Annotated in this window: 23 protein-coding genes and 1 pseudogene; 12 read left to right on the top strand and 12 right to left on the bottom strand. The window is 49.2% G+C overall.

The genetic code is table 11. From position 1 onward, the window contains the following. Nucleotides 1-162: pseudogene (locus tag EPO18_RS13755) on the bottom strand (IS5/IS1182 family transposase); the annotation flags it as partial. A 408-nt stretch (nucleotides 163-570) separates the two neighbouring features. Between EPO18_RS13755 and EPO18_RS13750 the strand changes: the two are divergent. From EPO18_RS13750 to EPO18_RS13740, 3 genes are all read left to right on the top strand, one after another. Beyond that, nucleotides 571-735, top strand: coding sequence for a hypothetical protein (locus EPO18_RS13750; RefSeq protein WP_292434121.1), 165 nt, complete (start codon nucleotides 571-573; stop codon nucleotides 733-735). Beyond that, nucleotides 732-1,757 (top strand): transporter family protein, encoded by a 1,026-nt coding sequence (locus EPO18_RS13745; RefSeq protein WP_292434120.1) that lies wholly within the window; start codon nucleotides 732-734, stop codon nucleotides 1,755-1,757. Before EPO18_RS13750 ends, EPO18_RS13745 begins: the two co-directional genes overlap by 4 nt. Before the next feature lie 678 nt (nucleotides 1,758-2,435). Beyond that, nucleotides 2,436-2,651, top strand: coding sequence for a cold-shock protein (locus EPO18_RS13740; RefSeq protein ID WP_292434119.1), 216 nt, complete (start codon nucleotides 2,436-2,438; stop codon nucleotides 2,649-2,651). A gap of 177 nt (nucleotides 2,652-2,828) precedes the next feature. On the opposite strand, the gene EPO18_RS13735 is transcribed toward EPO18_RS13740, so the two are convergent. The 4 genes from EPO18_RS13735 to EPO18_RS13720 form a co-directional block, all read right to left on the bottom strand. Then, the gene (locus EPO18_RS13735; RefSeq protein ID WP_292434118.1) at nucleotides 2,829-3,095 is read right to left on the bottom strand and encodes a hypothetical protein; all 267 of its coding nucleotides are present in this window, start codon (nucleotides 3,093-3,095) and stop codon (nucleotides 2,829-2,831) included. A 158-nt stretch (nucleotides 3,096-3,253) separates the two neighbouring features. Next, complete coding sequence (locus EPO18_RS13730; RefSeq protein ID WP_292434116.1) at nucleotides 3,254-3,505, bottom strand: HigA family addiction module antitoxin; 252 nt, start codon at nucleotides 3,503-3,505, stop codon at nucleotides 3,254-3,256. Continuing rightward, nucleotides 3,505-3,705, bottom strand: coding sequence for a type II toxin-antitoxin system RelE/ParE family toxin (locus EPO18_RS13725; RefSeq protein ID WP_292434114.1), 201 nt, complete (start codon nucleotides 3,703-3,705; stop codon nucleotides 3,505-3,507). The genes EPO18_RS13730 and EPO18_RS13725 overlap by 1 nt, the downstream gene beginning before the upstream one ends. Nucleotides 3,706-3,985: 280 nt before the next feature. After that, a complete protein-coding gene (locus tag EPO18_RS13720) occupies nucleotides 3,986-7,636 on the bottom strand; it encodes a hypothetical protein (protein WP_292434112.1) in 3,651 nt (1,216 codons plus the stop codon). 419 nt (nucleotides 7,637-8,055) lie between these two features. Between EPO18_RS13720 and EPO18_RS13715 the strand changes: the two genes are divergently transcribed. The 7 genes from EPO18_RS13715 (at nucleotide 8,056) to msrB (ending at nucleotide 16,000) form a co-directional block, all read left to right on the top strand. After that, nucleotides 8,056-9,612 carry a sensor histidine kinase gene (locus tag EPO18_RS13715; protein ID WP_292434111.1) on the top strand — a complete coding sequence of 519 codons (1,557 nt, stop codon included), beginning with the start codon at nucleotides 8,056-8,058 and terminating at the stop codon, nucleotides 9,610-9,612. Nucleotides 9,613-9,632: 20 nt separating this feature from the next. Continuing rightward, entirely contained in the window at nucleotides 9,633-10,208 is a 576-nt protein-coding gene (locus EPO18_RS13710; protein WP_292434109.1) for a hypothetical protein, read from the top strand. 5 nt (nucleotides 10,209-10,213) lie between these two features. Further along, entirely contained in the window at nucleotides 10,214-11,818 is a 1,605-nt protein-coding gene (locus tag EPO18_RS13705) for a sensor histidine kinase (RefSeq protein WP_292434107.1), read from the top strand. Further along, the gene (locus tag EPO18_RS13700) at nucleotides 11,815-12,543 is read left to right on the top strand and encodes a response regulator transcription factor (RefSeq protein ID WP_292434105.1); all 729 of its coding nucleotides are present in this window, start codon (nucleotides 11,815-11,817) and stop codon (nucleotides 12,541-12,543) included. The genes EPO18_RS13705 and EPO18_RS13700 overlap by 4 nt, the downstream gene beginning before the upstream one ends. Nucleotides 12,544-12,977: 434 nt before the next feature. Continuing rightward, nucleotides 12,978-13,649: a sterol desaturase family protein gene (locus EPO18_RS13695; RefSeq protein ID WP_292434103.1), complete on the top strand. Its 672-nt coding sequence runs from the start codon at nucleotides 12,978-12,980 to the stop codon at nucleotides 13,647-13,649. Nucleotides 13,650-14,402: 753 nt separating this feature from the next. Beyond that, entirely contained in the window at nucleotides 14,403-15,101 is a 699-nt protein-coding gene (locus EPO18_RS13690) for a hypothetical protein (protein ID WP_292434102.1), read from the top strand. 341 nt (nucleotides 15,102-15,442) lie between these two features. Beyond that, nucleotides 15,443-16,000, top strand: a complete 558-nt coding sequence (gene msrB / locus EPO18_RS13685; RefSeq protein WP_292434100.1) for a peptide-methionine (R)-S-oxide reductase MsrB — start codon at nucleotides 15,443-15,445, stop codon at nucleotides 15,998-16,000. 515 nt (nucleotides 16,001-16,515) lie between these two features. Here msrB and EPO18_RS13680 read toward each other — a convergent pair. Further along, on the bottom strand, nucleotides 16,516-16,770 hold the full coding sequence (locus tag EPO18_RS13680; RefSeq protein ID WP_292434099.1) for a Rho-binding antiterminator: 255 nt from the start codon (nucleotides 16,768-16,770) through the stop codon (nucleotides 16,516-16,518). Nucleotides 16,771-17,118: 348 nt separating this feature from the next. Here EPO18_RS13680 and EPO18_RS13675 point away from each other — a divergent pair, with 348 nt between their 5' ends. Next, nucleotides 17,119-17,409: a hypothetical protein gene (locus EPO18_RS13675; RefSeq protein WP_292434097.1), complete on the top strand. Its 291-nt coding sequence runs from the start codon at nucleotides 17,119-17,121 to the stop codon at nucleotides 17,407-17,409. 73 nt (nucleotides 17,410-17,482) lie between these two features. On the opposite strand, the gene EPO18_RS13670 is transcribed toward EPO18_RS13675, so the two are convergent. After that, nucleotides 17,483-17,920: a restriction endonuclease gene (locus tag EPO18_RS13670; protein ID WP_292434095.1), complete on the bottom strand. Its 438-nt coding sequence runs from the start codon at nucleotides 17,918-17,920 to the stop codon at nucleotides 17,483-17,485. Nucleotides 17,921-18,313: 393 nt separating this feature from the next. Between EPO18_RS13670 and EPO18_RS13665 the strand changes: the two genes are divergently transcribed. After that, nucleotides 18,314-18,439, top strand: a complete 126-nt coding sequence (locus EPO18_RS13665) for a hypothetical protein (RefSeq protein ID WP_292434093.1) — start codon at nucleotides 18,314-18,316, stop codon at nucleotides 18,437-18,439. A 94-nt stretch (nucleotides 18,440-18,533) separates the two neighbouring features. On the opposite strand, the gene EPO18_RS20725 is transcribed toward EPO18_RS13665, so the two are convergent. From EPO18_RS20725 to EPO18_RS13645, 5 genes are all read right to left on the bottom strand, one after another. Next, nucleotides 18,534-18,671 (bottom strand): hypothetical protein, encoded by a 138-nt coding sequence (locus tag EPO18_RS20725; protein ID WP_363331512.1) that lies wholly within the window; start codon nucleotides 18,669-18,671, stop codon nucleotides 18,534-18,536. 26 nt (nucleotides 18,672-18,697) lie between these two features. Next, nucleotides 18,698-18,943 (bottom strand): lysozyme inhibitor LprI family protein, encoded by a 246-nt coding sequence (locus EPO18_RS13660; RefSeq protein ID WP_292434091.1) that lies wholly within the window; start codon nucleotides 18,941-18,943, stop codon nucleotides 18,698-18,700. 90 nt (nucleotides 18,944-19,033) lie between these two features. Beyond that, a complete protein-coding gene (locus EPO18_RS13655; RefSeq protein ID WP_292434089.1) occupies nucleotides 19,034-19,303 on the bottom strand; it encodes a hypothetical protein in 270 nt (89 codons plus the stop codon). 230 nt (nucleotides 19,304-19,533) lie between these two features. Further along, on the bottom strand, nucleotides 19,534-20,211 hold the full coding sequence (locus EPO18_RS13650; protein WP_292434126.1) for a TSCPD domain-containing protein: 678 nt from the start codon (nucleotides 20,209-20,211) through the stop codon (nucleotides 19,534-19,536). 71 nt (nucleotides 20,212-20,282) lie between these two features. Beyond that, nucleotides 20,283-22,433, bottom strand: coding sequence for an adenosylcobalamin-dependent ribonucleoside-diphosphate reductase (locus tag EPO18_RS13645; RefSeq protein WP_292434087.1), 2,151 nt, complete (start codon nucleotides 22,431-22,433; stop codon nucleotides 20,283-20,285). Nucleotides 22,434-22,506: the final 73 nt, after the last annotated feature.

Genomic DNA, 22,506 nt, shown 5'->3' with positions numbered 1-22,506 from the left:
TGCCAATGGCTTAACGCCTTTAAATTCTAATTGGTTTAAATCGAGTTGTTCGACAAAAACGTCTATCACTCGAACCGGATTGTCTTCAGCAACATAGTCTTCCAGGTGTTCTGGAAATAATGTGCCTTGAGTGCGGTCTGCACTTTGAATGAACCGTTTCATCTGCTCTACCCATTAGTTGCGGTGAGCGTATTTTACTATAATCAGCGTTTTTACACAGCCTGGACCCTAAGGAGTCACTCAATCCAGATTATCGAATGACAACATACCCACGAAAAGCGGATAGTCGATTCTAGCGAGCCAGCTGGCACTACCGACTAAAGCCAGTCTTTATCCATAGATGCAGAACTTACTTCCCAAGGTAAAAAAAACAATCTCATATCTTCATCGATTTTAGATTAAAATTTAATTAAAAATCGCTATTTTTCGGTAACTTATACAAAAATACGTATAACTACTCATTACCATATGCCTAATCAAGTAATACTCTTCGGTTCACACATGATAAAGCTAATCCTAGGGTGAAACTTAGGTACAGAAAGTTGCGAATCCTGATTAAAGAAAGCCGAATTGCTATCTAAAATCCAATCATCCATTGATGAACAGCAAGCAAAATTAACAAAACTTAAAAATAGGGCAAAGGACGAATCTCAGGAAGCGATCAGCGATATTCAGGCGGCAATTGATGAATTGGAGCCCAAACTCGAGCAAGCCAAAGCCATAGAGATGCCATGATAACAAAACAAATTATAAAAAAAACTCAAAGACGTTTTTCAGCTGCGGTATGCTTGGGCATTGTCCTACTTTCAGCCAGTGGGGAAATTAGTGCACAGGATATTGTTGATGACATTGTTGATGACCAAGCAGCGCCCGCTCAAGCAGATAGAGACTATAGCTTTTCAGAAGTAGTTACCGAATCGGTGACAGGGGATGTTTACTCCGACAAGGCCGCTGCGAATTGGCAAGATCTTTCCTACAGTAACCTGTTTAGCAAAGGCTGGGACAAGCCTTGGGTCAGTCCTCCGAACGGCGGTGGCGGCGCGCCACGCCAAGGTTGGCTTAATTCCTACGATGGTGTTTTTTACCGGCTGGGCATTGCGATTTTCGGCTGGCAGCACGACCTTACGAATAACGGCGATGGGTATACCGGCAATCTTTCAAATTATACGCCACTGAACCAGCGCTTTGAGATTACAACTGAAATTCCTGTGACTTCTAACCGAGGGGCCTTTGGCAGCGATTCACAGACGAATTTCGGCGACTTCAGAATTTCGCCCCGTATCATTCTGTCCGAATCCAAAAATGTCACGCAATCTTTCGGCGTGATCTTTCGCACCCCCACAGGAGACGTCTTCAACGGTAACCATGTAGCGGCTATAACACCGCAATATCAGTTTTGGGCCAACTCATGGAAGGGCCTCGTAGTAAGGGGTGGAGCTGGCTTCACAATGCCGTATAGTGGCGATCTTAACCGGACTGGCGCGCGTTCAACGTTTGATGCCAACTTGGCGGTGGGCTATTATTTCACCCCGCATGATTTCACGCCGATTGGTGATATGGTCTGGTTTGTTTCAACCAATCTTAGCCAACCGATAGACAATCGTGCCGTGAACAGTAATACCTTTGTTTCTTTGACGCCCGGTTTTCGCATCCACTTAGGCCAGAACTGGTTTCTGCATGGCGCTGTAGAGGTCCCTGTGACTAGTCCTGCGTCCTACGACTATCAGGTCTTGGGGGGAATCATGAAAGTATACTGATTCGACGAAGGTCCAAAGGAAGCGCGTAACCTAGTGGGACGGGAATCGGGCGCTCGATTATTGTGAGCCTCAATGGCAGCATGGGGCGCGGTGGCTGCCGATCACTGGCTGTTTCTGAGCGACCGTTTTCAAGGTTAACCAGCCGTTCATTGGAAACTGGAAACTGACTCTTCCTGGCCGAATTCGAGGATTCAAAATCTGGTCGGAATTGTAGCAAGTTGGTAGTGGGTTTCTAGAAATCAGTACCGTCACCCTGAGTGCATTACCAGGTGCAATTCTGCTTGTAAACTGAAGAGAATAGTGTTCATTTTGATTTCACAGGTAATCAATGGAAAAAAGTGGACAGTGGACATGAAAAATAGTGTTCACCCTAATGAGAATACCCACTCAAAGGATGACTTGAAAGCTTTCAAGGTAGGACTGCCTTGGCGGTTTTCTTCTTGCTCAACTTATTGACAATCCTGGGTATAACAAGCCCTTTCAAGATAAGCATTGACATCAGGGGGATAACAAGCCCATACTAACCCCAGCTTAAAAATAAGATTTACCTTCTGCTTACCATTTCGATGTCACTTCTGTAGTTATTCGTCCTGTTTTTCATTTTGTAATTTCCAAATTTACCGGCTAGACCCGCCTTTTCTAAGGCTTTATACACTCAAAATTTCTATAGGACTCATTATGTCTACAATCACTACTGGCATCGTTAAATGGTTTAATTCTGACAAAGGCTTTGGCTTTATCGAGCAGCAATCAGGCCCCGATGTGTTTGTACATTTTCAACAAATTCAAAACTCTGGTGGCTACAAATCACTGGATGAAGGCCAAAAAGTACAGTTCAGCGTAACGCAAGGCCAAAAAGGCCCGCAAGCTGAAAATGTAACCGTTATCCATTAAGTTGTAGTGATAGACTGCGATCAATTTTGATCCGCAGTCTATTCCCACTCAACGCCCGCAAATAATTAAGGTCAACTAACATTTAGTGTTATTGACAAGACGCTTTAATCATCCCGCTCAACACGCTAGTTCAATCTGCTTTACTTACACTACCATAGAGATTGCTGAACAGCCGGATCACAATGGCATCATCGTTTGGGTAACCTTAATAGATGGAGCCCTGCTTGGACTTTCTGAAGCAAAATCATCAATCGCTGCATTCATAAAATTGACCAAACCCATCTGGACTGTTTCTTCTGCTGATCGTTTTACAAACCGATCTTGAAGTTTAGATCTGATTTTTTCATCCATTGGCCGCTCTGTAATCAGAGATTGCAATTCTGCATCTAAAAGCACTGCTTGCTTTTCCAGCCAATTAAAATCTATATTGCTTTGAGAGGGCAATGGACCGAATTCCGCCAGTCGTAGGTACGCAGTGCGTATCGTTTTTTCAATGATGCCGCAAATCCCCAGTCGAGTAGACGCGGGTTAAGCGATAGCCGTAACCCGACATACTAATTAGTTATGCAGCCCTGAACTCAATCTTTTCAACAGCATCAAGATTAACTGTTTGCCGCATGCCAAAGATCATAGTTGTCCTGCATGATCAGCCAGCTCTCTGGTGATCGACCCAAGGCTTTTGAAAGTCGAAGAGCCATTTCCGAGCTTACGCTGCTGTTGCCTTTTAAAATACGGTTTAGCGTAGAAGGCGAAACGCCAAGTTTCGAGGAAAGTTGCCTGCCCGTGATACCGAACGGTTCCAGGTAGACGTCCCGAATGAATTCTCCTGGATGAGGTGGATTGTGCATAGCCATTAGTGGTAATCCTCATAATCGAGAATGAAGGCATGATCGTCATGGAATTCAAACGTGACACGCCAGTTGTTATTTACCCAAACTGACCATCGGTCGTTGTCTGAGCCTTTCAATAAGTGCAGCCTGAAGCCGGGGATTTCCATATTTTCAATAGTCGTTGCGGTGTCCAATGCCACAAGCTGCCGCCATGCGTTTTGCATGATTAGGCTGGATACCGGCTACGGAGCCGGCATCAAAAACCTTTTACAGCATTTTCATATTGCGTTAGTTACATCGTTGGTGGATGCGCGTTGCTTATCCACCCTACCAGCGACACTTGAAGTAGAGTGGATAAGTGCAACGCATCCACCAAGGTTATTGAGCAAGACTGAAAACGCTGTAAGACCTTTATAGCGACACGACTTAATCATTCTTAAAATATAACATGTTGCACATGGCGCAATAACATTCATTGAATTGAAACCGGAGAGTTAAGCTGCTTTAATTTCTGGTCAATCGTTCATAATCTGAGCGTACAAGCACGTAAACCGGGCTGGCGGAAATAGGGATGTCCGCATTCCCCGAGGCGTCAACCGTCAGTTCCTTAATGTGTCCGACTACATCCACCAGCAGCCAAGGTTTGACGGGATCAAGCTTTAGCTGCCAATTGCCGGCAGTCTGATCGGTCCGCCAAATCATAAAGGTGTCGCCGAAGTAAGCCGCTTGAATATTAGAGTCCTTGGTATTGAAGGCTTTATACGGCAAGCCGTCGATTAAAGCGCTCGCGGTATAAAGTGCCGCTTCGCCGGGTTTGTGGCCCATCGAATAATCCCAGATCCGGCCGTAAGCCAAATCGTATTCGTGGCCTATGCAGAAAGCTATGCCTAGGTAATCGTTGCGACTGTTGACCCAGGCGATCATTTTCGCGGACTGTTCCACCTGCCAACGGCGTCCGGTCAGGCCGTGCATAGCCTTGGCGCCGGTCTCGCCCAGCCAAAAAGGTAAGCTGTTCTTCTTGCCCAAGCTGGCATAAGCGGCCAGCACACCTCGCTCATCCTCGGTTTCGCCATTGCCAATAGCTCCGCCGAAACGCGGCTCTTTCTGGGGATAAGCATGGACATCCCAGGCGTCCTGATAATTGTCCAGGCCTAGCTGCAATACCTGCTTGAACCACGGTCCGGACCCTTCTTTGTCGCCCGGCCGCACCAGGCTGCCGCCAACGTAGTGGGCATCGCTGCGCTGCTTGTGCGCCTGTTCATATTCCCACTTGGCGCGTTGCACCCAATGCTCTGGCTCGCGCAGCTTTTGCCATTCGGCTTCGTTGCGAATGTCGATCTCGTTGGTTGATTTGAAAAAGCGGGTAAAGGCAGATGCCGTGTTGATAAAGTTTTGGCCGTCTGCCGGATTGTCGTTGAGCCAAGCGCTATCGCCCGAGGAGTCGGCGAACAAAATCAAACCGCGTTGTTTCGCCTGCTCCCACTTAGCCCGATACTGCGGATCGAATCCCGGATAGCTGCCATAGCTTTTGTAAATCCCCATTCGCTCCAGCCAGAAAAAATACCCGCCTTCCTGCATAAAGCTCTTATCGCCGTCGGCCAACGCGTAATAATCGTTGTTCCATAATTTTTTCTTGTCCAGCCTATGCTTTTGCTCGGCGACTCCGCCCACTACAGAGAAGCCATCGGCCGGATAATGCATAATCAACCGGCCTTCGGGCGTATATAAAGAAGAGTAAACGGCATAGTAGCCGGACTCGCTAACCTTGCCGAAATCCACTTCGACTTCGCCGGGAAACAAGCCGGTTATTTCTTTCGTTGCGATCTCGTTACCGCTGTAATCGACCAGACGCAGGCGCAGTTTTGCCGAAAAGCGCGGTAACGGCGCCGATAAAGCGGTTTCTTCCAAAATTGGATGCCAGCGCATATCCACTCGCAGTTTGAGTTGATCGCCCGGATGAGGCAGATTGGCCGGCGCATTGACAAAGATCAGAGGCCGCAGCTTGGCGGCGATCCTGTTAAGCGCAAGATCGGCGTCGGGATCGGCCAGCTGAGTCTTGATCGAATCCAGAGGCTTACCGGCTGGATCGGTGAATAAGCCTGCGAAGTAAAACCGTTGATTTTGGTCATGCTGCATGATCAGTTTGACCAGCAGACTGTGCCAGCCTTGCGATAGATTCAGCGTGGCGAGCTGTGGCGCTTCGGGTCGATCCGACAAAGCAGTCGCCTTCAGGCCTTCGGTCGTCAGGCCCTGCAGCAGTTTTTTTATGTGCTCGCCGGGAGAAGACGAGAACCCGGACGGAGGATTCGGGTCATCGGCCAATTTGAAAGGCTGTCCATCCAGCCAGCCGAAAGTTTGGATGCCGGATTGTTTCAGATGCAGCAGCGCCTGCATGGACTGATCGACACGCAGGTACAGCTGAGCATAGCCGCTGCCACGCGACCAGCCGTAAGAATGTTGAGTTTTGGCCTCGATGTCCGTAGCGCCATTGGCTTGCGTCGGTTCAACGCGCCATGTCCGCATTTCACCGCCCATCATTTGCAAACTAAGATAGGGTTGATCGGGATTCGGACGCATCACGGTTTCGCTATCGATACCGAAAACCGAGAGGCCCGATAAGCCGTCTTGCAGACCGCCTACCAGCCAGGCATCCGGTATGCCTCCCTTAAGCGGCTTAGGAGGAGCATCCGCTCCAGCCACCGGAGCCGGCATCATGCCGACTTTGTCCGGATTGGCAAGAAATCCGGCTACATCCTGTTCGCTGTTGGGCTGGGCTAACATACCTAAAATGCCGTAATAATCGTCAGTCATCAGTGCAGCAGGCAGTGTATTGAGATTCAAACTGTGGGCCAGGGTTTCGGCTTCCGGCCCTATCAGATAGGTTACGGACAGCTTTTCATAACTTGGCCGAGCGGCATCGGAAGCCAAGCCGCGAAACAGCAAAGCATCTTTTTCGCCTTTGCCGTCGAGCACATAAAGATGCCGGCTCGCCGCAGGCACGGTCTTGGTCAGCGCCAGAAAGCGGTTTCTGGCTTGGGCCTGAGCGGCGCTCATCCAATCGCCTAGCGGCGTTTCCAGTTTCAGCAGGAACGCGTCGAAAACTTTGGCCCCGTCCGCTTTGCCGGTGTTGTTGATTTCCAGCCAGCGGTCGCCCGGCAATACGGTGACGGTAGCTGCGGCTTGTAGCCATTGGTATTCCCAAGGCGTGGTATTGGTCAAAGCAAAATCGCCGCGTGTCGCCAGTTCATCGGGCTTTGCTCCGGCCTTGACTGTGAAATTCTGATTAACCTGGGAAACCTCGCCGCCGCTTTTATAACGGGCGTAAAAACGGTATTGTCCCGGAGTAATCGAAGGGTTGAGCTCAAAACGGAAATTTGCGCCCCAACTTCCGAAACCCTGATGAAAAACCTGGACCTCGTCCTTTTCGGTCAACACTGATTCGGCGCCGAGCCCGGCAGTGGCCGTGCCGAGCTGGACTTGCAGGGCCGGATCTTTTTCCATTGTTGAAAGTGCAGGCGCATTGCCTAAATCCAGCAGCACTAGCGGTTTATCTTGACTGCCGGTTGTCGGCAGTGCGGATAATGGTGAGGCAAGCAGGAAGGCGTCGAAAACTTTGGCGTCATGACCGGCCCCGCTATTTCGTATTTCAATGACCGCATCGTCGGATTTAAGACTGACCGGCGATTCGGCGGCTACCCAGGCATAATCCCAACCCTTAGGCTTCATGGGCAATGCGGCTCGCAACTCCAGTTTGGATGGATCGGGCCCGGCCCAGACTTCGAAAGATTGCACACAGACATTAGGATCTCCACCTTGTCGCCAGCGAGCCCAAAAAGTATATGGTTTGGCTGGAAAACCGAAACCGGGTTTGACCTTAAAACGAAAGCTGACTTTCCAACTGCCGAAACCGGGATGCAAAGAACTGATTTCATCTTTAGTTGTCTGAATCGACGCATCGCCTTCATGAGCGTTTACGTCTCCGGTAAACACCCGTATTGCCTTATCGTTAACGCCGACCGACGGCGGTTCGCTGCCCAGTTCAAGCAGCAATGCAGGTCTCTCGGCTGTGCTTTGTATTGGCAATCCTTTGAGTGAGTCGGCGTTGGCAACCGATACTATCTGTAATGCAAGAAGAAATAAAATCAAGGGTTTCATGACTAGTCAAAATTTAGTTATGGACAAACTGACGTTAATACAATTTGCGTAATATAGAGTCCAGAGTTAGTAAAGCGACATTTGCTCCTTCTCCCTCAGGGATGCCTGCATTGCTCTACCTCCTGCATCCCTGCAAGTCGTCCCGCTGGAGAGGGCTTTGCATCGCTTTATCAACTTCGGGTTCTATATCTATAAAGTGAACGTTTATCTTGAGTTTAAGTAATACTTTTTCATCGCATCCGACAAGCTCTTACCGTAGCTAATGATCCAGCACTTGTGTGTATAATAGCGGCTATTAAGTCGAGCTAGCCAGCAAATATGTTTGGGCTTTTCAATTCCAAACAGATTCCCTTGCAGCGCAGTATCATGGATGGATTATTGGAGAAAGGATTACTTTTAACAATTAAATACGGAGATCCATGAAGGAGCTGATTCTCAACTTTGTTCTGGGTGTTTTCAGAAAGCCGGATTTTTGGTCTAAACAAGAAGCACGGTTTATATCTCTTTGCGACCGGATAAAATTCAAAAATATTCTGTCGTTAAAATCCCTTATCGCTTTGGGCTTTGTGGTTGCGGTTATTCCGCTTTTTCTGGCCGTCATGTACGCGGCTTTCGGCATGCGCGAAACCTCGGCATTGGGTAGAACCATTAATTTCCAAGTCTTCGAGCAGACTAAGGCGATACGCCTGGTTCTGCAAAAAACTGCCGATATTGAACGAAAAGCCAGGCTATTCGTTCTGCTGTCCGACCCGGCCTTACGTCAGCCATATGAACAACAATCCTATGAAAATACACGGGCATCCTTCAAACAAGCCCAGAATGCGTTATTAAAATTACATATAGATAACAAAATTGCACTTTTGGTCAACGAGTTATCGGAAAAAGAAAATCTGATTTATCAACAGATTATTGGTTCGGCCGGCGAGAATAATCTCAAATTACCGGTCGATGAAGCGTTCCAGGGACTGCGTGAATCTTCCTCCAGCCTTTCGCGTGAATTCGAGAGCTACGTCGATCATGAATTCAATGAATTACGCAGCCAGTCGGAATCCCTTGAACAAGGACTGTTAATTAAGGGCGCGGTTCTGTTAGTCATCTCGTTTATCTTCATCGTAATACTGCTCGCTATCCTTTCGCGTTCAATGCGGCAACTCGATGCGGGCATCCGCCGTCTGGGCTCGGGAGAACTCGAAGAAGCGATTGATATCACAGGCCCTTCGGATCTGCGCTATCTAGGCAATCGTCTTGAATGGCTGCGAACGCATTTGATGGAGCTGGAGGTTTCGAAACAGCAGTTTATGCACAACGTAGCCCGCGAGATCGATCTGCCGTTGGAGAGTATCCGCGAAGGCGCGGAACTGCTTGCAAACGAAGCGGTAGACGAATCGAGCAGTACACGGCAGGACATTGCACGATTACTATGCAGCAATGTCGACAAGCTGAAAACAGTATCCGAGGAATTGGTTCGTTATAGTCAGATCAACGCGAAACCGAAAATGAACAGCAAGCAAACCGTCAATATGAAATACTTGCTCGAGTCGGTCATCGAGGATTTTCAAACCCGTCTACAGAGTAAATCGATTAGCTTGAAAAAATTAGTCAGGCCGGTCGAGATTCCCGGAATCCAAGATCAGTTGCGAAGCATTATCGAGCAAATAATGTCAAACGCAGTCAAATATTCGCCAACGGGCGGTGAAATTCGCATCATGCTTCGCGATTCGGGCACGCAACTGGAATTGGAAGTCGAAGATGAGGGGCCGGGCATTGAACTCACCGAACGTTCGCATGTATTCGAGCCCTTTTTCCGCGGCAAGGCCGCACAGTGCGAAGATAATATCGAAGGACCGGGGCTAGGGCTTGCCATCGTCAGAGAATATGTCACCAACCATCAGGGCAAAGTCGATATTATCGACTCAAGACAAGATCAACATGGGGCTCGTATCCGCGTTCAAATACCGCTAACCGGAAAGGCCTAAAAAATGGAACAGAACAATCTATGCAATTATTACCTTCTTTTCGAAATACAAGCTTAGCGCTAAGTTTTTTGCTGCTGGCCGGATGCGCCGAGTTCAATGCCGGTTGGAACGGGTATCCGGACCGTTATAACGATCCTTATGCGCAGTCGGATTTTGACGAACTGCTGGCTTTCGGAGCCAACATGGCCAAAATATCACCCTCATCACGCTCCGAAGTGTGCCGCACTTTACTGAAGCGCCAAAAAAATCCTCCCGGAGCAGGGATACACTTGCACCTAATGGTAGGCCGCTTACTTTCCGATACCTGTGGCGACATTCCCAGAATTCTGGACGGGATAAGCTCTATTCCACCCGGAAGTCTGTACGATGAACGGATGCAGCGACTTATCGCTATTCATACCGAAGCCTTAAAACGTCTACAAAGCGTATCGAGAAAAGTCGGTGCCTTGGAGCATAAACAAAAATCGGTCCAATCTGTGCTGGAATCGAAAGATGCAGGCGGATCGAAGAAAAATGAAACCCGCTTGCTGAGAGAGAAATTGGAAGCAATCAGATCCATGGAAAAACATCTGGACGAGAGCGGCGACGTAAATTAGACGGTATGTTTCGTTTTCGCTTGGCAGTAGTCATTGCAGTTTCGTTCGGTTTTGTCTTGTTTCTGGGGATTGTGCTGTATTGGGGATCAAACCAAGTTGTCCTATATTTTCAGCGTAGCCAAACAGCGTATGAGACATTCGATCATTATGAGCAATTGTCCCAGGAAGCCTATCGCCACTTTAAACAGCGTATGGATCGGCTGATAACGGGCAGTCCAATTGCGGAAACCGGCATACAATCATCCAAACGCAGCCTTTACGAAGCGATGGATACGCTAAGAAATACCGCTATAAAGTCGTCTGCCGACGGGGATCCCGCTGAAGATTGGCGGGACAAACCGGCCGAGCTGGAAAGGGTTGCCCATTTCACCGCTTTTTTGGAAGCCAGCGAATATCGGTTCGATGAAGTTGAACGGCTGCGTCAACAGGGCAAGCTCGACCTGGCGATGCAGGCGCTATCGAAGTTTTCGGAAGAGGAAATCGACGGAAAATTCCAGCCATTGATTGATACCGCCATCAACGCTGAACGGGAAAAGGCCGGAAAAGCTAAAGAAGAGCTGGAGAGCTTGGTTAGCCGGTTGCGTTGGATTGCCATCCTGGCTGCTATGGCTGCGGCGGTTTTTAGCCTTGCATCGGGAATACTGTTATTTCGCGGCGTTAGAAAACCTATCGAAGCGTTGATGAAAGGCACCGATGAAATAGCCTCGGGCGACCTGACATATCGTATTGCTCTCGATACGGGCGATGAATTCGGTTATCTCGCAAGCCACTTTAATAAAATGGCTCAAGAACTTGGGTTTCAGCAAGAAAAGCTTCGAGAGGGACGCATCCTGCTGGAAAAAAAGGTAGCTGAGCGCACTTTGGAACTTCATCAATTAAATGAAGAATTAAAACGCATGGATGTTGCAAGGTGCGAGTTTTTAGCCGACATTAGCCATGAACTGCGCACTCCGATTACCGTCATCCGCGGCGAGGCGGAAGTAACCCTGCGCGAGCGCGGACTTAATGCTGAGGGATATAAAGACACATTGCAGCGTATCGTCGAGTTGTCGATGCAATTGGGGAAATATGTCAATGATTTGTTGTTTCTCGCCCGCTCTGAAACCGAGAACTTTCAATTCGAGTGGGATAGGTTAGACTTGGTCGAACTGGTGGCCGGCGCCGTCGAGGATTTTCAGGTGATGGCCCAGGAAAAATCGATTTCCGTTTCTTTGAACGCTCCAGCCGAACCGGTATGGGTGCGCGGCGATAAACAGCGGCTTCGGCAGGTATTGTTCATCCTGGGCGACAATGCCTGCCGATATTCGAAGCCGGGAGGACATATTGCGGTCGAATTATGGACGGATGGACAGGAGGCGAGCTTTAGCTTAAGCGACCAGGGCATCGGCATACCCGCCCAGGATTTGGAACGTATTTTCGACCGCCGCTTCCGCAGCAAAAATGCCCTGAGTTTGCGGGACGACGGTACGGGTTTGGGCTTGTCGATGGTTAAGCCGATTCTGAAGGCGCATGGCGGGCGCATCACAGTGACCAGCGCCGAAAATTCAGGATCGGTGTTCACGGTAACATTGCCGTTAATTTCGGCAGAACAGGATGAGTTTTTCATATGAGCGAAACATATCTTAAATCTAATAGCGGAGCGGATATCGGATACATGCGTGTTCTGCTGGTAGAAGACGATAACCGTATTGTCGATTTTGTTCATCGAGGCTTGAAGGCCGAAGGCTTTGCGGTAGTGGTGGCCCGTAGCGGACAAGAGGCCATATCGTTAGGCACTGAGGGTAAATTTCAGGTCATCGTTCTGGACTTGGGCTTGCCTGATCTCAATGGCCGGCAGGTTTGCGAACGTTTGCGCAGCAATGGCGTCGACACGCCAATTTTAATGTTAACGGCCAGGGATACGGTGCAGGATAAAGTGATCGGCCTGCGTTCCGGCGCCGATGACTATATGACCAAACCTTTCGCATTCGAGGAACTGCTTGCGCGAATAGAAGCGCTGATGCGCCGCCGCGGCGGCGAGATCAAACCGGAAATTAAAGAATTGCGGATAGCCGATCTGGTGCTAAATGGGGAAACTCATGAAGTAAGGCGCAACGATGTGTTAATCGATCTAACGCCAAAGGAGTTCGCCCTACTAGAATGCTTCATGCGGATGCCGGGCAAGATGTTGAGCCGTACCCGCATTTTAGAACAGGTGTGGGGTTACAGCTCCGACCCATTGACCAATGTGGTGGATGTCTATATCCGGCAATTACGGCGCAAAATCGACGACGACCATGATTTGAAATTGCTTAAGACCGTGCGGGGATTTGGTTACAAGCTCGATATTTCCTGAGAGCTTTGAGTTAGCGGTAGTATTGGCCTCAATGGAAAACTCCGGATAGCTCTCACTGGAATTTTCTTTCCAGTCGACTCATTATTTTTGGGTAGTCGCCATTTGGCAAATATTGTCTTTAAAGTTTAATAGTCAGCACGTTGGGCGGAATCCCGTCTTAATGCTGTTGACTTAACCAAAGCCACCGCGTTGGCTGAGCGTAGCCGAAGCCAAGAACCACGCTTCGGCTACGCTCAGCCAACTGCTTAAGTCAACAGTATTGGAATCCCGTCCTCCCAGACTCGATCTTAGCTTTAAAAAATATACGATGATTAAAAGGTTTATAATGAAATCGGATTCGAGCTGTACTGTTTGGCTCGTCATATTAATCAATGATTTCTCTGCATGACTTTCAACAAAAGTTCCGTCCGGATTAGTCTTAAATTTTAGGTAAAATGAATTTATTATCGTTCCAACTTGTTCTCTTCTCGCTAACAGAAATCATTTTCTGGTTTGTATTCAGTTATCTGCTTATCTCATTATTTGAATATTTTATACATAAACATTTCATGCATCAAAAGCCGTTTTCCAAGGGGGCATATAGCCTTTTACCTTACCTTCTTGAAGTTTTCGAATCCCATGCCGTTCGTCATCATGCAAAGTGGTACCGTAAATTTGATTATGAACCCAATTCAGTAGGTCGAGAGGAGAACTTGGAAATCCTTCTCATCGATATTTTTGCGATGCTTTTTCTTACGATGCCCGTGTGGGGAACATTGATGTGGTTTAACCTATGGGGCGGGATTATTTTTATTAGTGTTTTCTTTATTCATAGATTCTTGTGGAATACGATACATAGACAGATGCATATCCCCGAAGATGTGATCTTCCGGAGCTGGGGTGTATACCGTTTTCTCGCTAGGCATCATTTTCTTCATCACCAGAACAGCAAAAAAAACTTTAATGTTGTCTTTCCTTTGACGGATGTTTTTTTTGGTTCCGTGGGTGTGGCGAAATTAAAGGATGTTCGGGAAATGCTTCGGTTGGGGCATCTTTTGCCGCGTTCAGCGAGTGCACAAAGGAGTCTTCACCGGCTAGGTCTTCCTGTGCTTGGGGCTAATCATTAATTAATTTGCTCTCGTTTCCACGAGATGCGTGGAAACGCTGCTCCAGGCGCTCTGCGTCGTCTTTTCATCGTTCCCACGCGCTACGTGGGAACGCAGTTCTTGACGCTCTGCGTCGTTTTGCAAAACAATGATTCGCTAATGTGTCGCTAGCGCGACGGTTAATTGAATCGGAGTCTCGCCCCCGAAGGCGAGATACTTTTCTTTGCTCCGCCTCGGCAACTGCTCCTGCGTTGCTCTACCTCCTGCATCCTTGCAGTCGAAAGAAAAGTATCCAAAAGAAAGGCGGTCCGGTTGCCGCTTATCTCCTGCGTTGCTACGAAAACCATCCCTGGTTTTCGCCCTGCGGGCTATTTCCCGTCGAAAGCTCCGGTACCGGCGCGGCGTACGGGGTTGAGTCCCTACCACTGGCCGGTTTCCTTCGTTTTCGCACGGCGCTCATTGTTAAACACACAAGCTATGTAGGCCAGAATAAGACCACCCAAGCATAGCGCGAGGTGGCGTTTCTGGCGAATTCGGGTGGTGTTTGCCGGAAACACTAATTCTCGCTGTCGCTCGAACCGGCTTATTCCTGCCTACAGAACTGGAACCAGAACCACAGTCTTACAGCCGTTCGCTGAAGATAATTGTATTTATTTTTTTAAGGTTGAATTTAACTTCACCTGATAGAGTATGTTTTAGGGAATTAAAGCAGAGCTTTACAGCCACGGTTTCACAGTTCCATTTAATACTTTTTTACAAAGAGAGCAAATACATATGAAAAGCAAAAAAATCTTATCCTTGGGAGTAACCTCGTTTTTGGCTGTTATGGCACTAGGCACTTCAGCTTGGGCGGCTACTACCGTGCAAGTCGGAGCAAGCGGCAAAACATACGCATCTAGCGTAGTGAATTGCGCAGCTAACCCAACCACAGGCGTGCAGTCGCCGGTAGTAGAAGCTGGTCTATTTAACCCGACAACAAAGGTGAGCGCCACTGTGTCGCTCAACGGTACTGCTGTGGCAAGCGTCACAAACGTTAATCCGGCCACCAATGTCTGGCTCGCCGATGGCAAGAACACGGTAGTTGTGGCGCTCAACAAAAAGACGGCTGATAGCTATGCGTTTACCGTACAACCAGGCATGTGCGCCCTTCCAGACACCTCGGGCAATACGTTCAGCGCCGACGGCACACTGGAATACGCCGCTAGTAATAAATCATATGTTACAGTAACACCCGGTTGTGCATTGAATGGAGCTACCGGTCAGGCGCAACCGTATGTAAACCTGTTTGATAATGGCAGTTACGTGCTCAATGTTTCCGTCAATGGCGTACCGCTTACACAGCTAAGTGCAAGCCGCCCACATACCCCCGTCTTTCTGAGCGCTGGTCAGAATGTTATCTCAGCCGCCAACGGCAGCTTATCCATTGACTATTATGTTCGCGACGGTGGCGATGGCACCTGTGTACTACCGTAGCAGTTAAATGTGCAATAAGAGGGCATGACTATAAATTCAGCCTAAAAATATATTCCTCCTCAGCAAGTGGGAACGAGGAGGAAACATTGAGTTCCTATACCACTGGCCGGTTGTCTTCGTTTTCGCACGGCGTTCATTGTTATATACAAGTATTGTCCCGTTCCCACTCAGCGCGTGGGAACGGGGAAACAGCGTATACAGGATGGCTATCGCGCAACCATGCGCCGCATGGTAACCTTGCCATACGACGCAATATGCTAGGCTATTGCGTTTTACTGTGCTGTATAAGCTTCGGCAAACACAGCATCAGGCCTAAAGCGTATATACAAGGGGAATATGTCATGAAAACAAGTATATTCTTATTAGTTATTGTATTTTCAATAAGCAGTCATGCTGAAACAAACCAGCAGCCAAGTTTATATTTAACGGACGGCCAAGAAAAAACCAGCGCTCAATACAGCAAGCCGGCTGATGAGGTTTTACGCAAAACGCTAACCCCTTTGCAATATGAGGTGACGCAAGAAGAAGCTACGGAACCGCCGTTTAAAAATACCTACTGGAATGAAAAGCGGGAGGGTATTTATGTGGATGTAGTCAGTGGTGAACCCTTATTTTCATCCAAGGATAAATATGAATCAGGCACGGGCTGGCCCAGCTTTACCCGTCCGCTAGTGCCTGAGAATATCGTTAAAAAAGAGGATTTTCTGCTGATTATTCCCCGTACGGAAGTTCGCAGCCGTTATGGCGATTCCCATCTGGGGCATGTATTCAATGACGGCCCGAAACCGACCGGACTTAGATATTGCCTCAACTCGGCTGCATTACGTTTCATTCCGGTAGAAGAAATGGAAGCGGCCGGCTATGGGAAGTTTTTGGCGGAGTTTAAGACGGGTAAGTGAGATGCTCTGAGTCAACTTGCAAAATAATGTGTCGCTTGCGCGACGGTTGATTGAATCGGGGTCTCGCCCCCGAGGGCGAGATACTTTTCTTTGCTCCGCCAAAGAAAAGTATCCAAAAGAAAGGCGGCCCAGATGCCGCTTGCTTCCTGCGTTCCTCGCTTTCGCCGGGGGTTGCCAGAAGGGCCGTCCTTGGCCCTCTGGCAACGCACTGCATCCATGCAGTGCCCCTAACGGGCTGTTCCCGCCGAAAGCTCCGGTACTCGGCGCGGCATACGGGATTGAATTCGTACCACCGGCTGGTTTTCTTCGCTTCCACTCGACGATTCTCGTTCCCACGCGCCGCGCCACTGCCATTAAGTTAAGGACGGACAGTCCCTTCTCCCTCAGGGAGAAGGTTAGGATGAGGGGATCAAATAAGGCTCGTTTATTAACTTAATGACAGTGACGTGCGTGGGAACGAGAAACATGCGACTCAATACGCCATTGCGTCCTACGGATCGTCGCGTCTTACCATATTAAAAGGAAACCTCCTTAAACTTGGAATTGGGCGTAAGAACTTCCATTTTTTTGAGTTGGTTTAATTCGATCCGCGACTGTTCGTGTCCAATACCGATAATTAGGTATTCCTGTTTTTCAGCTGTGGTCAGTGTATCTAGCGCCTTGCCTTCAAGGATTTGATGATTTTTTAATGTCAGTCTGACCAGATAGTTATGCATGCAGGCGAGTTCAATGTAATCGTGAAGATCACAGGATATAGTAGGTTGGTTCATGACTCTTCTCCATTCAGACGAAGTAATGATTGGACAATTGTAATTCCCCTCAAACCCGAAAATAACACCCTAGACGACACTGGTCAAACACATTCACGTACAATCTGTTTGTCTCGTTCCCAAGCGCTGCGTGGGAATGCAGTCAAGGCGCGCTGCGCCGCGAGCAGTGGTTAATGCGTTGAAATGCCGGCCTTACAAGTACAGGACGCAGCGCGTCCCATACGGCATTCCCACGCAGCGCGTGGGAACGAGGAAAAAACTACGAGTGATAGCTTGGAGTGCAGGCTTCGCCTGCAAGCGCAAGCGAAGCTTGCACTCCCGTTGCTTGCGTATAAAGATGCGTAGAGCGTGGAAACGACCAATCGTTCAGTTGGAGCGAAGAAAACCAGCCGGTGGTACGAATTCAATCCCGTCTGCCGCGCCGAGTACCGGAGCTTTCGGCGGGAACAAGCCCGACAGGGGCGCGGCAGGAAGCCGCGCGTTGCCAGAGGGCCATGGACGGCCCTTCTGGCAACCCCCGGCGAAAGCGAGGAACGCAGGAAGCAAGCGGCAACCGGGTCGCCTTTTCTTTGGATACTTTCTTTTGGCGAAGCAAAAGAAAGTATCTCGCCCTCGGGGGCGAGACCCCGATTCAAATAACCTTCGCGCTAGCGACACAACGACGATGACAGTCTTGCGCAGTTGCGGCGGATTGCCTAGCGGCGAATCTACCCTACAAATTATCCGTCTTACAGCGTTCATGCGTGCGGCGAAGCTCCGAGAGCCACTGTAGAAGTGTTTCTCTGTTCTTTAGTTCTAGGCGATAAGGGATGAGCGACTTCACGAAGTCGTGTGTTTCGATCCGTGGTGCGAAGTCAGATGTTGTCGTGACAACACCTTTTGAGACATTCTGCGCGGCAAAGAGTGTTCCGGCTAGAGCGCGAACTTCTTCCGCGGTGACTAGATGCCCCGGTTTGTAGGCCTTGACTTGGTCGAAGATTCGGATTGAGCCGACACCTTTCTTGGTTGCGACGACGTCGCGACCATTGTCGCCGCTCCTAGGGGTAAGGACTACCTCATCAAATCCGGCCGCGACGTAGGCTCCGGCAATGATCTCTTCCCACTTGTATGGATCGATCGCATAGGCAGCACTTGGGTCTTTCTCGAGCAATCGTAGGATCTCAAACCAAGGGACAGTTACACACTCAACCAATCTGCCGTCGTCTACGCGATCGCCAAACTCTAGGATGGCCTTCAGAGTGAGGACAGGGGCGGTCTTGCTTCGTGCTGCTACAAATATGGCTGGCAGCAGTCGCCCGAAGTGCTCTTGGGATGCCAAGTCCTGCGCGTAGGAGTGCACGTCCCCAAATGAGCACGCGGACATACGAGCTTCGTACCCAAGGACGCGATTAGTTGGGTAGAAGCAATCCGGGCCAATGGCGCGGAAGAGGCCGGTGGGAAACAATGTGTGGAGAAGAAGCGACCCTCTGCTTCCGTGAAGCCGGATGCGAGGTTGAGTTCGGCAAGGGAGATGCGTTCTGCTGGCCGACGGCGCATACGATCGATGAGAAATCGCATTGCGGCGGCAGTTCTTGCTGGGCCTGGAATCGACATAGGGGACTACGAGGCTAACGTAAAAGTAAAAGGCGCGCCGCTTGCAGGACTGAACCAAAGCCGGCGAACCCAATAAACCACTAACCCCAACAGCCGCTAACGGGCGGCGCGTCCCTTTGACTGCCATGTTAGGCCAGAAAATATAACGCAATACTCGTAGGTTATGCGGCTTAAGGCTGTGAGACTGGGGGGCTACATGACTCACAATAGCTTTCCAATTCCTTAATGCGTTTGTTAATTTGCTCAAGACGGCAGGAAGATTCCATTTCAGCCTTTGTAAAGGTAGCCCCCGCAAATTTGTTTAAAATTGCAGCACAATGGGCTTCTGAGTACTTTATCCAAGCTCTCTGGCAACCTTTGTGAACTCTATTTCATACTCTGTAGCTTTATCAGGATAATCGCTAAGTAACTTTTTATAAACTTCATTTAGTTTTTTATCTGCCTGGTCGGCTAAGTACTCGGCATGATCAGCGTCGCAAAACTCATATTTTGGATCTGGATTAGGGCAAACCCAATCGTCAGCCTTGCACTGCGATGTAAATAGCATCGATATGAAGAAGAATATTTTTTGTGCTCGCATTTAATATGCCTAACGTAGAGCTAACCGGGCGCGGCCCGGAAAGCTGAAAAACAAAACCACATTATAACCGCGCTCCGGTTGAGCGCAGGGTTAGCGAACATGCTGAAGTTGAGAGAGCCAGAAACCAGCTCGTTCACCAGACAAGGGCTGCGTAAGCAGGGGATTCGCAAGCTCATGCAGCAGCTCGCGAATTTGCTCAGTAGCAAAGCCAACATCATCACGGCCCTCCAGTGCGTTTGCCCAATCTTCGACCTCGGCGGCTGAAAGTGAACCATGCTTAAACATCGACAAGACATGGCAAAAGTTCTCCGAGGTAAGAAGCACTAATTCCGATTCGCTGTCCCACGAAAATTCCGCCAAGCGCGAGACTGCCTCGTGGATGGGCATTGTAACTTTGACTAAGGCGGTAAGTGTGGCAGTCCGATTCATGGGCGCTAACAAGTCATTATCTAGACCTGGATAACATACAAATTAAGCATATTATCCAGCTTCATTTTCAAAAATTGTTCTTTATTTAATTTAAGATCAGCAGGGGCGATTCGAAATTAGACAATCCACCCCATGCAATGTCGCCATGAAACTCATTCCCATCACCCACACTTACTCTCCCCACAATTCAAACAAGTCATACACCCATCCATCAACACCATAGCCTTAGTACTGCACTTATTACACAACACGGCTTTCTCAGGAAACGCCTGCCCCTCCGACTCCCCATGCTGCGTTTCAAACTCCTTGCGCTTTTCAGCAAGAAACTTTTTCTGGTGATCGGTCATCGCTTCCGGCTTGATCATGCCGATGTGCTTCAAATGCGACTCGATCGCGTAGCCGATTTCGGCAACCAGCGACGGCATGAATACGCCGCCTTTTTTGAAATAGCCGCCGCGCGGGTCGAATACTGCTTTCATTTCTTCGACCAAAAAGCAAGCGTCGCCGCCTTTGCGGAAGACCGCCGAGATCAGCCGGGTCAGCGCCAACACCCACTGGAAATGCTCCATGTTTTTGGAGTTGATGAAGATTTCGTAAGGCCTGCGCTCTTCGTGGGAGGTGCCCTGGTTCAGGATCATGTCGTTGATGGTGATATACAGCGCATGCTCCGATTGCGGGGTTTTGATTTTATAAGTGGAGCCGAGCAGCACTTCCGGGCGCGTGAGGTTTTCATGCATGCTTTCCACGGAAGGCTGTTCTTGCTCCTGCTTAACCGGTTCGACATCGTCTTTAGTCAGGACTTTGTAGCTGACGATTTTTTTTGTAATTTTATGTGTCATGTCTGTAACCTCAATCATTGTTGCTGAGCCTTGTAAAGGCAGCGCTTCTTTACTGATGTTTTCGCTTGTCATCAGAATTTACCGTAATAGCCTTCTTTCAAGGCATCGAACAGGTTGGCGGCGCTGTGGATTTCGCCGTCGTATTCCACTTCTTCGTTGCCTTTAAATTCCACCACATGACCGTCTTCGAGCGTGAATTGGTAGGTGGTGTTTTCCAGGTCGGATTCTTTAACCAATACGCCTTGGAAGACTTCGGGATTAAAGCGGAACGTGGTGCAGCCTTTCAGGCCTTTGTCGTAGGCGTACTCGTAAATGGACTTGAAATCCTCATAAGGATAATCGGTCGGCACGTTGGCTGTTTTGGATATTGATGAATCTATCCATTTTTGCGCGGCCGCCTGAATATCGACATGCTGTTTCGGGGTCACGTCATCCGCCGATATGAAATAATCCGGCAGTTGCTGATTGGGATCCTGGCTGTAAGGCATCGCATCGGCATTGATCATTTCGCGGTAAGCGAGCAGCTCAAAGGAAAATACGTCGATTTTTTCTTTGGATTTTTTACCGGCGCGGATCACGTTGCGCGAATAATGATGCGCAAAGCTCGGCTCAATGCCGTTGCTGGCATTATTGGCCAACGACAGCGAAATAGTGCCGGTCGGCGCGATAGAGCTGTGATGGGTAAAACGGGCGCCGACTTCAATCAACTCGGCGACCAGCTCGGGTTCTTCCTGGGCCAATTGCTGCATGTAACGGCTGTATTTGCTATGCAGCAGTTTTCCGGGCACCCGGTCGCCGACTTGATGACCGTCCGCAATCATTTCCGGACGCTTATGCAGCATTTCACCGGTGACGGTAAACATTTGCTCCATCATCGGAGCAGGGCCTTTTTCTTTGGCAAGTGCAAGTCCGGCTTTCCAGCCTTCCACAGCCAGCACTTTGGTCACTTCTTCGGTGAATTGCAGCGACTGTGCATCGCCGTATTTCATGCCCATCATGGTGACGGTTGAGCCCAGTCCCAGATAGCCCATGCCGTGGCGGCGCTTGGTAAGAATCTCCTCGCGTTGCTGGGGCAGGGGCAGGCCGTTGATTTCAACGACATTGTCCAGCATGCGGGTGAAAATCTTGATGGCTTTGCGGTAATTGTCCCAATCGAAATGCGCGTCGTTGGTGAACGGTTTTTTAACGAAGCGGGTCAGGTTGATCGAGCCTAAAAGGCACGAGCCGTAAGGCGGCAACGGCTGCTCGCCGCAGGGATTGGTCGCACGAATCTTCTCGCAAAACCAGTTGTTGTTCATCTCGTTGACTTTGTCGATCAGGATGAATCCTGGTTCGGCATAATCGTAAGTCGAGCTCATGATGATGTCCCACAGACGGCGCGCAGGCATGGTTTTGCTTATTTTGCAGGCAACCATGCCGTCTTCGTTAAGGATGTAACCGTCTATGTAGGGCAGGTCGCGCCAGATGATTTGTTTGTCGTCGGTCAAATCCAGGTTATCCAGTTGGACTTGTTTTTCTGTGACCGGAAATGATAACGACCACGGCTGGTCGTTTTTTACCGCTTCGACAAACTCGGCGGTAATCAACAACGACAGGTTGAATTGACGCAGACGCCCGTCTTCGCGTTTGGCGCGGATAAATTCGATAACATCGGGGTGGCCGACATCGAAAGTCGCCATTTGCGCGCCGCGTCTACCGCCTGCGGACGATACGGTAAAACACATCTTGTCGTAGATGTCCATGAACGACAGCGGGCCGGAGGTATAAGCGCCGGCACCGGAGACATAAGCGTTTTTAGGGCGCAAGGTTGAAAACTCGTAACCGATGCCGCAACCGGCTTTTAGTGTAAGCCCGGCTTCATGCACTTTATGCAGAATGTCATCCATCGAGTCGGCGATAGTGCCGGACACTGTACAGTTGATCGTCGACGTGGCCGGTTTATGTTCCAGTGCGCCGGCATTGGAAATAATACGCCCGGCTGGAATAACGCCTTGGCGTAATGCCCACAGAAAGTCTTTATAGCACTGTTCCTGTTTGGTTTTACCTTTTTCCACACTGGAAATTGCCCTGGCAACCCGTTGGTAAGTTTCATCGATGGTGCCGTCAATAGCTACGCCATCTTTGGTTTTTAAACGATATTTCGTATCCCAAATATCCATTGAAGCGTCCTGAAAAGATATTTCAGTCACGGTGTTTGGAATGACGTGTAACTTTGCCGGCATAGTGATGTCCTTATTGATAATGGAAGTTTGAAAACCAGCCGTTTAGGGCTGTTGATCGATATGTAGTGGTTTT

Source organism: Methylobacter sp., from assembly GCF_004322395.1.
In the GTDB taxonomy this organism is placed as follows: domain Bacteria; phylum Pseudomonadota; class Gammaproteobacteria; order Methylococcales; family Methylomonadaceae; genus Methylobacter_A.
The sequence above is the reverse complement of the archived record's forward strand: the minus strand, read 5'-3'. Positions and strand labels throughout refer to the sequence as shown.